This window comes from Mesorhizobium sp. M2A.F.Ca.ET.067.02.1.1, assembly GCF_004023285.1.
GTDB lineage: Bacteria > Pseudomonadota > Alphaproteobacteria > Rhizobiales > Rhizobiaceae > Mesorhizobium.
Genome location: NZ_RZSB01000157.1, coordinates 1 through 9,671, shown reverse-complemented (window position 1 = coordinate 9,671; position 9,671 = coordinate 1). Strand labels below are relative to the sequence as shown.

Below are 9,671 nucleotides of genomic sequence, written 5' to 3'. Positions count from 1 at the left end.
TTTCTCGACCGCGTGCGCAGCGGCGACCTCGGCTCGCTGCCGGTCATCGTCGGTCTACTGGTGATCTGGACGGTCTTCACCAGCCTCAACCCGGTGTTCGTTTCGAGCAGCAATCTGGTCAATCTCCTGTTCGATTGCTCGACCGTCGGTGTGATCGCGCTCGGCATCGTCTGCGTGCTGATGGTCGGCGAGATCGACCTGTCGGTCGGCTCCATCAGCGGCTTCGCCTCGGCGATGGTCGGCACGCTGTGGGTCAACCAGGGCTGGCCGGTCGCGCTGGCGATCCTGGCCGCGCTGGCCTTCGGCGCCCTGATCGGCTCGCTCTATGCCTTGCTGTTCAACCGCCTCGGCATGCCGAGCTTCGTTTCGACGCTGGCCGGCCTGCTCGCGGTGCTGGGCATGCAGCTCTACATCCTCGGCTCCACCGGCTCGATCAACCTGCCCTATGGCTCGGCCCTGGTGGATTTCGGCCAGCTGATGGTGATGCCGAAATGGGTCTCGCACACGCTTGCCGCGATCCCGGGTTTGGCGATGCTGGTCAGCGGGCTTCGCACCTTCGCGCGCAGACGCGCGGCCAATCTGTCGACGCCGTCCGTGGCCGGGCTCGTCCTGCGCGTCGCCGCCATAACGATCAGCCTCGAGCTGATCGTCGCGTACCTCAACCAGTCGCGCGGCATCCCGTGGATGTTCGGCCTCTTCGTTGGCCTAGTCGTCGCGATGAACTATGCGCTGACCCGGACCAAATGGGGGCGTTCGATGACCGCCGTCGGCGGGAACCGCGAGGCGGCACGGCGTGCCGGCATCAAGGTGCGCGCCATCTATCTCAGCGCCTTCGCCCTGTGCTCGCTGTTCGCCGCGCTGGGCGGCGTGCTTGCAGCCGCCCGGCTCGCTTCCGCCAGCCAGCAGGCCGGCACCGGCGACGTCAATTTGAACGCCATCGCGGCCGCGGTCATCGGCGGCACCAGCCTGTTCGGCGGCCGCGGCAGCGCCTATTCCGCGCTGCTCGGCATCATCGTCATCCAGTCGATCGCCAGCGGGCTGACGCTGCTCGATCTGTCCTCGTCGCTTCGATACATGATCACCGGTGCCGTTCTGGCCATCGCCGTGATCGTCGACTCCCTCGCGCGCCGTTCCCGTGCCTCGCACGGCCGCGCCTGATCCGTTCAAACGAGAAGGGTACACATGGCTCAAGATCTTTCGGGAAAAGTCGCCGCGGTCACCGGCGCGGCATCGGGCATCGGCCTCGAATGCGCCAGGGCGATGCTTGCCGCCGGCGCCCGCGTCGTGCTGGTCGACCGCGCCGAGGACCGGCTGAAGGAGGTCGTCGCCGAGTTCGGCGACGGCGCGATCCCACTGGTGATCGACCTCACCACCCCCGCCAGCGTGGCGACCATGCTGCCCGGCATCCTCGACAAGGCCGGCCAGCTAGACATTTTCCACGCAAATGCCGGCTCCTATGTCGGCGGCGAGATCCTCAACGGTGATCCGGATGCCTGGGACCGCATGCTGAATCTCAACATCAACTCGGTGTTCCGTTCGGTGCATGCGGTGCTGCCACACATGGTCGGACGCAAGACTGGCGACATCATCGTCACCAGCTCGATCGCCGGGCTGGTGCCCGTCGTCTGGGAGCCGGTCTACACGGCCTCCAAGCACGCCATCCAGGCCTTCGTCCACACGCTGCGCCGTCAGGTCGCCAAGCACGGCCTGCGCGTCGGCGCCGTGGCGCCCGGCCCGGTGGTGACGGCCCTGATCAGCGATTGGCCGAAGCAGAAGCTTGAGGACGAGCTGGCGGCCGGCGGGCTGATGCAGCCTGTCGAGGTCGCGGAAGCCGTCCTGTTCATGCTGACGCGGCCGAGAAACATCACCATCCGGGATCTGGTGATCCTGCCGCAGAGCAATGATTTGTAGTGAGTAGGGGAGTAGGGGAGTAGGGGGAAGAGGATCGGCAGCGGGTGACTTTCCCTACTGCCCTATTCCCTTACTCCCCTACTCCCTTGCTGCTTAAGCAGCCAGATCGCGCAACACGTACTGCAGGATGCCGCCGTTCTTGAAGTAGTCGAGCTCATCCAGCGTATCGATGCGGCAGATGATCGGCAGGTTCTTCACCGTGCCGTCGCCATAGGTGACCTTGGCGACCATCTTCTGCCGCGGCTTGATCGCGTCCAGCCCGTCGATCTCGACCAGCTCGTCGCCCTTCAGATTGAGCGAAGCCCATGAGGTGCCTTCCTCGAAGACGAAGGGGATGACGCCCATGCCGACCAGGTTCGAGCGGTGGATGCGCTCGAAGGACTGGGCGATGACCGCGCGGACACCGAGGAGGTTCGTTCCCTTGGCCGCCCAATCGCGCGAGGAGCCGTTGCCGTATTCGACGCCGGCGAAGATGACCAGCGGCACGCCGTCCTTCCTGTACTCCATCGCCGCGTCGTAGATCGACATCTCCTCCTTGGAAGGATAGTGGATCGTGTAGCCGCCCTCGCGGCCGTTCTCGCCCAGCATATGGTTGCGGATGCGGATGTTGGCGAAGGTGCCGCGCATCATCACCTCATGGTTGCCGCGCCGCGTGCCGTACTGGTTGAAGTCGGCGACGCCGACGCCATGCTCGGTCAGGTACTTGCCGGCCGGCGAGGCGGCCTTGATCGAACCCGCCGGCGAGATGTGGTCGGTGGTGATCTTGTCACCGAAGAGGCCGAGCACGCGCGCGCCCTTGATGTCGCCGACCTTGCCGAAGGCGCGGCCCATGCCGGCGAAATAGGGCGGGTTCTGCACATAGGTCGAATGGTCGTCCCAGGCATAGGTCTGGCCTTCCGGCGCCTTGACCTTCTGCCAGTAGGCGTCGCCCTTGAAGACGTCGGCATATTTGCGGGCGAACAGCTCGCGGGTGACGTTCTTCTCGATGAACTCCTGGATCTCGGCCGAGGTCGGCCAGATGTCCTTGAGATAGACCGGCTTGCCGTCGCTGCCCTCGCCGAGCGGCTCGGTGGTCAGGTCCTTGGTCACCGTGCCGGCCAGCGCATGCGCCACCACCAGCGGCGGCGAGGCGAGGTAGTTCGCCTGCACGTCCGGCGAGACGCGGCCTTCGAAGTTGCGGTTGCCGGAAAGCACCGCGGCTGCGATCAGGCCCTTGTCGTTGATGGTCTTGGAAATCGGCGCCGGCAGCGGGCCGGAATTGCCGATGCAGGTGGTGCAGCCGAAGCCGACCAGGTTGAAGCCGATCTGGTCGAGCTCCTTCTGCAGGCCGGATTTTTCCAGATATTCGGCCACCACCTGGCTGCCGGGGGCGAGCGAGGTTTTCACCCACGGCTTCTGCTTCAGGCCGCGCCGGTTGGCGTTGCGGGCCAAGAGGCCGGCGCCGATGAGCACGCTCGGGTTCGAGGTGTTGGTGCAGGACGTGATGGCGGCGATGACGACGTCGCCATGGCCAAGATCGTGGCCGGTGCCTTCGACAGCATAGCGCTTCGAGATCTCGGCGGCCTTCTTGTATTCGGTCTCCATCGCCTTGGCGAAGCCGGCCGGAACGTCCTGGAGGGCGACGCGGCCCTCGGGGCGCTTCGGCCCGGCCATCGACGGCACGACATCGCCGAGGTCGAGCTCAAGCAGGTCGGTGAAGACCGGATCGGCCGAGCCGGCATCCCGCCACATGCCTTGCGCCTTCGAATAGGCCTCGATCAGCGCGATGCGGCTTTCCTCGCGGCCGGACATGGTGAGGTAGCGGATGGTTTCCGAATCGACCGGGAAGAAGCCGCAGGTCGCGCCATATTCCGGCGCCATGTTGCCGATGGTGGCGCGGTCGGCCAGCGTCATGTTGGAGAGGCCGGGGCCGAAGAACTCGACGAACTTGCCGACGACGCCCTTCTTGCGCAGCATCTGGGTGACCGTGAGCACCAGGTCGGTGGCGGTGACGCCTTCCTTGAGCCTGCCGGTGAGGCGGAAGCCGATGACCTCCGGCAGAAGCATGGAGACCGGCTGGCCGAGCATCGCGGCCTCGGCCTCGATGCCGCCGACGCCCCAGCCGAGCACGCCGAGGCCGTTGATCATGGTGGTGTGCGAATCGGTGCCGACGCAGGTGTCCGGATAAGCGACAGTCTCGCCATCCTCGCTGTTGGTCCACACCACCTGTCCCAGATATTCGAGATTGACCTGGTGGCAGATGCCGGTGCCGGGCGGCACGACGCGGAAGTTGCGGAAGGCCTGCTGGCCCCATTTCAGGAACTTGTAGCGCTCCTCGTTGCGCTCATATTCGAGCTCGACATTGCGGGCGAAGGCCATCGGCGTGCCGAACTCGTCGACGATGACGGAATGGTCGATGACCAGGTCGACCGGCACCAGCGGGTTGATCTTTTCCGGATCGCCGCCGAGCGCCTTGATGCCGTCGCGCATGGCGGCGAGGTCGACCACGGCCGGAACGCCGGTGAAGTCCTGCATCAGCACGCGGGCAGGGCGATAGGCGATCTCGACGCCGGCGGTGCCCTTGTCGGCCAGCCAGGCGGCGACCGCCTGGATGCTCACCTTGGTGACGGAGCGGCCGTCTTCGTTGCGGAGCAGGTTCTCCAGCAGCACCTTCATAGAATAGGGCAGCTGGGCGATGCCGGTGAGGCCATTCTTCTCGGCCTCAACGAGGTCGAAATAGACATAGTCCGCACCACCCGCGGTCAGGGTGCGGCGGCAATTGAAACTGTCGAGGGATTTTGACACGTGCGATCCGTCCTTGTCTGTTCAGCCTGAAAGGGAACGGACGCCGATGGCATGCAATCACGCGCAAAGGTGCGGGTACGGCCATTTCCGCTGTCCGCTCCCAAGCAACCCGAGCCGTTCAAGGCGGCGCGTGCGCTGGTTCGGCGCTAATTCTGTTCCCGCGCCGACCGCTGGCACGGATGAACCGCATATAGAGAATTTCCTGGAATAGTTCTAGACAGACAAAAGGCAAATTTGTGCGATGCGGCGACGGCCGCGAAACGGTGCTTTCGGAACGGGCAATGATGCGGCTGATCGCCGAAAATCTGGGCGGCGAGCGCGGCGGCGAGGCGGTTTTTTCCGGCATCGGCTTTGCGCTCGACAAGGGCGAAGCGCTCATCGTCACCGGGCCGAACGGCTCGGGCAAATCGACCCTGCTGAGGGTAGTCGCCGGGCTGCTGCCGGTTGCCCGGGGCAAGGTGCTGGTCGAAGGCGGTGGCGAGGCTTTCCCGACGGTCGCCTCCGCCTCGCATTATCTCGGCCATCTCAACGCGATGAAGACGGCGCTCAGCGTCGAGGAGAATCTCGGCTTCTGGCGGGCCTTCCAGGGCGAACCGGCATTGAGCGTCGAGGAGGCGCTGGAGACGGTGGCGCTCGGCGGGCTCGGGCATCTGCCCTTCGGCTTTCTGTCGACCGGGCAAAGGCGGCGGGTGTCGATCGCCAAGCTTCTGGTCAGCCATAGACCGGTATGGCTGCTGGATGAGCCGACGGCGGGGCTGGATAAGGCTTCGGAGGAGCGGTTCGCGGGGCTGATGCGGGGCCATCTGCGCGACGGTGGGATTGTGGTTGCGGCGACGCATTTGCCGTTGGGGCTGGAAGGGGCGCGCGAGCTGCAAATGAAGGTAGCCCGTTGATGTTTGCGCCAGGCCCCCCTCTCTGCCCTGCCGGGCATCTCCCCCTCAAGGGGGGAGATCAGCAGTTCAGGCGCCCCGATGGCCTTGCCACGCTGGAGATTGGCGAAGGCCGGGGTGGCATCCAATCTCCCCCCTTGAGGGGGAGATGGCCGGCAGGTCAGAGAGGGGGGCCTGGGCGCAGGCATGTCAAATCATGCTAGCCCTCTTCCTCCGCGACATCCGCCTTTCCATCCGCGCCGGCGGCGGGGCGCTGGTCGGCGTCATCTTCTTCCTCGCCGTCATCGTCACCATACCGTTCGGCGTCGGGCCCGACCTCAACCTTCTGTCGCGCATCGGCCCGGCGATTCTTTGGATCGCGGCGCTGCTCGCCTGCTTGCTCGGGCTCGACCGGCTGTTCCAGGCCGACCGCGAGGACGGCTCGCTCGACCTTCTTGTCCTCAACGGCGACCGGCACATGCTGGCGCTGACGGTGCTGACGAAATGCCTGGCGCACTGGGCGGGCAGCGTGCTGCCGCTGGTGGTCGCCGCTCCCTTGCTCGGCCTGTTCATGAACATGGAGCCGCTCGGCATCGGCGCCACGGCGCTGACGCTGCTCATCGGCACGCCGGCCATCACCTTCATCGGCGCCGCGGGTGCGGCGGTAGCCGTGGCGCTACCGCGCGGCGGGCTGCTGATTTCGGTGCTGGTGCTGCCGCTCACCATTCCGGTGCTGATCTTCGGCGTTTCGGCAAGCTATGGCGCCGTCGCCGATTCGGCCCCGTTCCTACAGCCCTTCCTCATTCTTGCCGCGCTGACGCTGTTTCTTGCCGTGGTTGGGCCCCTGGCGGCGGCGTTGGCGCTGCGACACGGGACGGATTGAGGCGACGAAGACGTTTATTTCGCTGCGGCGCCGAGACGATTGCGGGAAAGCCGCGGCGGGGCTAGACCAATCCGCGAAAAGCGCGAGCGGTTTTTCCGTCCAAATTGCGTCAGAACAAGGAAATGGAGCGGATCACTGTCTCTATCAAACGGTGAAACGCTCAGAGGAAAGACATGATCGGAACGATTGGCATGGCGGAGAATGGGGAGCGGTCGACGTGAGCACGCACGCCCTGTTCGTCACCGCCGCCTACGCCATCACGGGCGTCGTGCTGACCGTGCTGATCGGCTGGATCCTGCTCGACCAGCGGGCGCGCAAGCGCGAACTCGCGGCGCTCGAAGCGGCCGGTGTGCGTCGGCGTTCGGACAAGGCCGTCAAGCCATGAGCACCGGGACCGAAGCTCCGGCGCCGCGTCGCCGCTTGTTCGTGCTTTTGCCGCTACTGGTGTTCCTGGGACTGGCGGGGCTGTTCCTGTCGCAGCTTCTGTCGGGCCGCGATGTCGCCGAGATCCCCTCCGCGCTGATCGGCCTGCCGGCGCCGCAGACCAGCCTGCCGCCGCTGGAAGGGGTGAACCTGCCGGGACTCGATTCCAAAAGCTTTGCAGGCAGGGTGACGCTGGTCAATGTGTTCGCGTCCTGGTGCGCGCCGTGCCGCGAAGAGCATCCGGTGCTGCTCGGCCTGTCGCAGGACAAGCGCTTCACGCTTGCGGCGCTGAACTACAAGGACCAGCCGGAAAACGCCCGCCGCTTCCTCGGCGATCTCGGCAATCCCTATCAGGCGATCGGCGTCGACCCGGCCGGACGCGCGGCGATCGACTGGGGTGTCTACGGCGTGCCGGAAACCTTCGTCATCGGCAAGGACGGCAAGATCGCCTACAAGCATGTCGGGCCGCTGACACCCGACTCCGTGAGGACGCTGCTGTTGCCGCAAATTGAGAAGGCCTTGGCGGCGCGGGGTTGACGCCCCCTCATCCGGCCGCTTCGCGGCCATCTTCTCCCCTAGGGGAGAAGAGGTTGGCGCCGGCGCTTACCTGTTCCTCTCCCCCTCGGGGAAAGGTCGGATTGCCCCGAATTGCCCTTCGCAATTCGGTTGGCGGTCCGGGTGAGGGCCTGTCGCTCAGCGTAGATCTGCTTGCGGATCTGGTAGAGCATCTCGGAACGGTCGGCGCGCAGATCGGCGAGATCGCGGCCGGACAGGTTCTCGATTTCGGCGACGAGGCGGTTGTACTGGCGGCGCTTGGCGATGCTGACGCGAGCGCGGGAGACAAGATTGTCGAACATGACAGGGTTCCTTTCATGCCGCACTGGTGCGGCCGGTTGTTCCTCCCTGACAATTGCGAGCATGACATAGGAATGGTGCGTTGCAAAAGAAAGATGTTGCAATGCACCATTGCAACCAGCGCATAGCCGGTTAACCGTGGGCTAACGGTTCCTTGCATCCGGCATGGCGGCCTTTGGCGCACGCTCACGCAGTTCTCATCCGTTTTGTCATACAAATTACAGGCCTGCCGTCTTGCCAGAATGGCTGCGGGCTGGCTTGATCCGCCCGTCACCTGATGCCGGGAGGAAACGCATGGCGGCCGCTGATTATTACGAAGTTCTCGATCCGCGCTTCGCGCGCCTGTTCAACGGCAGCGCGCAGGTGGAAAAGCTGTTCACCGGATGCCGCTGGGCGGAAGGGCCGGCCTGGTTCGCCGCCGGCCGCTATGTCGTCTGGTCCGACATCCCGAACAACCGCATGCTGCGCTATGACGAGACCGACGGCAGCGTCAGCGTGTTCCGCCAGCCGTCCGGCAATTCCAACGGCAACACGGTCGACCGGCAGGGCCGGCTGGTGACCTGCGAGCATTCCGGCCGCCGCGTCAGCCGCACGGAATTCGACGGCTCCATCACCACCATCGCCGACAAATGGAAAGGCAAGCGGCTGAACTCGCCCAATGACGTGGTGGTGCGTTCCGACGGCTCGATCTGGTTCACCGATCCGAGCTACGGCATCGACACCGACTATGAGGGCGACAAGGCGGAGAGCGAGATCGGTGCCTGCAATGTCTATCGCGTCGATCCGGAGACCGGCGGTGTCGAGGCCGTCATCACCGACATGGTGCGGCCGAACGGGCTCGCCTTCTCGCCGGACGAAAGCCTGCTCTATGTCGCCGACACCGGCCGCACGCATGGCGAGAAGAACCCGGCGCATATACGCACCTTCACTGTCGGCAAGCACGGCAAGAAGGTTTCGGGCGGCAAGGTATTTGCCGACTGCACGGCCGGCCTGTTCGACGGGTTCCGGCTCGATTCCGATGGGCGCATCTGGACAAGCGCTGCCGACGGCATCCATTGCTACGACCCGGACGGCACGCTGATTGGCAAGGTCAAGGTGCCGGAAGTGACCGCCAACTGCGTGTTCGGCGGCAACAAGCTGAACTGCCTCTACATAGCCGGCACCACCTCGCTTTACATGGTGCGGCTGATGGTCAACGGGGCGAAGACATATTGAGCGAGACTGTTTGGAAATTCTACTCCGGCGGCCATCTGCCGGCGGTTCCTGCGCTTCCGGTGCTCACGGACCTAAAAGTCCGCTCCGCTCCGGTTCTCGAAACCACCACCATATGACTCGCCGGAGCGAATTTCGAAACAGTCTCGGCCGTGCAAGCAACTGAAGGGGAGGGAGAAAAATGCCATTCGTCAACATCCGCATCGTCAAGGAAGTGATCGCCGCCGATCCGGCCGGCAAGAAGGCTGACATCGCCAAGAAGGTGACCGCGGCCATCGTGGAGGCCACTGGGCTTGGCAACAACGATGTCTGGGTGGTGTTCGAGGAGGTCAACGCCCGCGACTGGTATGTCGGCAAGACCGATGTCGAGACGCTGCGGAAGGGATAGCTTCTTCCTTCTCCCACAAGGGGAGAAGGGGAAGATGCGCCACTCACCGCCCGCGTATAAACCCCAAGAAACCCTGCACCGCCTCACGCATCGCCTGCCGGTTCGCGCCCTCCGCCAGGATCGCCTCAATCTCCCCCGGCTTCTTGCCCAGCAGCGTGATTTCCAGCGCCGCCACTTCATACAGCGCAAACGACATCGTCCGCATCACCTCGGCGAGCGCCGCCCGCGCGTAGAGGGAGCGGGGCGAGGCGTGGACCAGCATTGCCGACTTGCCCACGGCAGCGTCGCGCGAGACCAGCCAGTCGAGCGCGTTCTTCATGCCGCCGGGGACGCCATGCGCGTACTC

The 9,671-nt window shown here is 65.0% G+C and carries 11 protein-coding genes; 8 read left to right on the top strand and 3 right to left on the bottom strand.

Annotation, left to right across the window (positions count from 1 at the left end):
• The coding region (locus tag EOA28_RS13690) for a sugar ABC transporter permease (RefSeq protein WP_128314962.1) at positions 1-1,158 on the top strand (1,158 nt) is incomplete at its 5' end.
• 24 nt (positions 1,159-1,182) lie between these two features.
• Positions 1,183-1,911 (top strand): SDR family oxidoreductase, encoded by a 729-nt coding sequence (locus EOA28_RS13685; protein ID WP_126078584.1) that lies wholly within the window; start codon positions 1,183-1,185, stop codon positions 1,909-1,911.
• A 93-nt stretch (positions 1,912-2,004) separates the two neighbouring features.
• Here the strand turns inward: EOA28_RS13685 and acnA are convergent, their stop codons facing one another.
• Complete coding sequence (gene acnA / locus EOA28_RS13680) at positions 2,005-4,695, bottom strand: aconitate hydratase AcnA (protein ID WP_128314961.1); 2,691 nt, start codon at positions 4,693-4,695, stop codon at positions 2,005-2,007.
• 284 nt (positions 4,696-4,979) lie between these two features.
• Between acnA and ccmA the strand changes: the two genes are divergently transcribed.
• The 4 genes from ccmA (at position 4,980) to EOA28_RS13655 (ending at position 7,407) form a co-directional block, all read left to right on the top strand.
• Complete coding sequence (ccmA, locus tag EOA28_RS13675) at positions 4,980-5,588, top strand: heme ABC exporter ATP-binding protein CcmA (RefSeq protein WP_127252884.1); 609 nt, start codon at positions 4,980-4,982, stop codon at positions 5,586-5,588.
• 193 nt (positions 5,589-5,781) lie between these two features.
• Positions 5,782-6,447, top strand: a complete 666-nt coding sequence (gene ccmB / locus EOA28_RS13665) for a heme exporter protein CcmB (RefSeq protein WP_127252880.1) — start codon at positions 5,782-5,784, stop codon at positions 6,445-6,447.
• A gap of 217 nt (positions 6,448-6,664) precedes the next feature.
• On the top strand, positions 6,665-6,832 hold the full coding sequence (gene ccmD, locus EOA28_RS13660; protein WP_126080438.1) for a heme exporter protein CcmD: 168 nt from the start codon (positions 6,665-6,667) through the stop codon (positions 6,830-6,832).
• Complete coding sequence (locus EOA28_RS13655) at positions 6,829-7,407, top strand: DsbE family thiol:disulfide interchange protein (RefSeq protein WP_127252879.1); 579 nt, start codon at positions 6,829-6,831, stop codon at positions 7,405-7,407. Before ccmD ends, EOA28_RS13655 begins: the two co-directional genes overlap by 4 nt.
• 38 nt (positions 7,408-7,445) lie before the next feature.
• Here the strand turns inward: EOA28_RS13655 and EOA28_RS40190 are convergent, their stop codons facing one another.
• The gene (locus EOA28_RS40190; RefSeq protein WP_245501520.1) at positions 7,446-7,727 is read right to left on the bottom strand and encodes a hypothetical protein; all 282 of its coding nucleotides are present in this window, start codon (positions 7,725-7,727) and stop codon (positions 7,446-7,448) included.
• 292 nt (positions 7,728-8,019) lie between these two features.
• On the opposite strand from EOA28_RS40190, the gene EOA28_RS13645 reads away from it, so the two are divergent.
• Complete coding sequence (locus EOA28_RS13645) at positions 8,020-8,940, top strand: SMP-30/gluconolactonase/LRE family protein (protein ID WP_127252877.1); 921 nt, start codon at positions 8,020-8,022, stop codon at positions 8,938-8,940.
• Positions 8,941-9,118: 178 nt separating this feature from the next.
• Positions 9,119-9,325, top strand: a complete 207-nt coding sequence (locus EOA28_RS13640) for a 4-oxalocrotonate tautomerase family protein (protein WP_127252876.1) — start codon at positions 9,119-9,121, stop codon at positions 9,323-9,325.
• Positions 9,326-9,368: 43 nt separating this feature from the next.
• On the opposite strand, the gene EOA28_RS13635 is transcribed toward EOA28_RS13640, so the two are convergent.
• A partial coding sequence (locus EOA28_RS13635) for an NAD(P)H-dependent oxidoreductase (protein ID WP_189342038.1) occupies positions 9,369-9,671 on the bottom strand: 303 nt, incomplete at its 5' end.

Bases quoted from the DNA above. Each gene is read 5' to 3' on its own strand.
- EOA28_RS13685 (WP_126078584.1), top strand. From the start codon at position 1,183: ATGGCTCAAGATCTTTCGGGAAAAGTCGCCGCGGTCACCGGCGCGGCA.
- EOA28_RS13640 (WP_127252876.1), top strand. From the start codon at position 9,119: ATGCCATTCGTCAACATCCGCATCGTCAAGGAAGTGATCGCCGCCGAT.
- EOA28_RS13645 (WP_127252877.1), top strand. From the start codon at position 8,020: ATGGCGGCCGCTGATTATTACGAAGTTCTCGATCCGCGCTTCGCGCGC.
- ccmB (WP_127252880.1), top strand. From the start codon at position 5,782: ATGCTAGCCCTCTTCCTCCGCGACATCCGCCTTTCCATCCGCGCCGGC.
- EOA28_RS40190 (WP_245501520.1), bottom strand. From the start codon at position 7,727: ATGTTCGACAATCTTGTCTCCCGCGCTCGCGTCAGCATCGCCAAGCGC.
- ccmA (WP_127252884.1), top strand. From the start codon at position 4,980: ATGCGGCTGATCGCCGAAAATCTGGGCGGCGAGCGCGGCGGCGAGGCG.
- EOA28_RS13655 (WP_127252879.1), top strand. From the start codon at position 6,829: ATGAGCACCGGGACCGAAGCTCCGGCGCCGCGTCGCCGCTTGTTCGTG.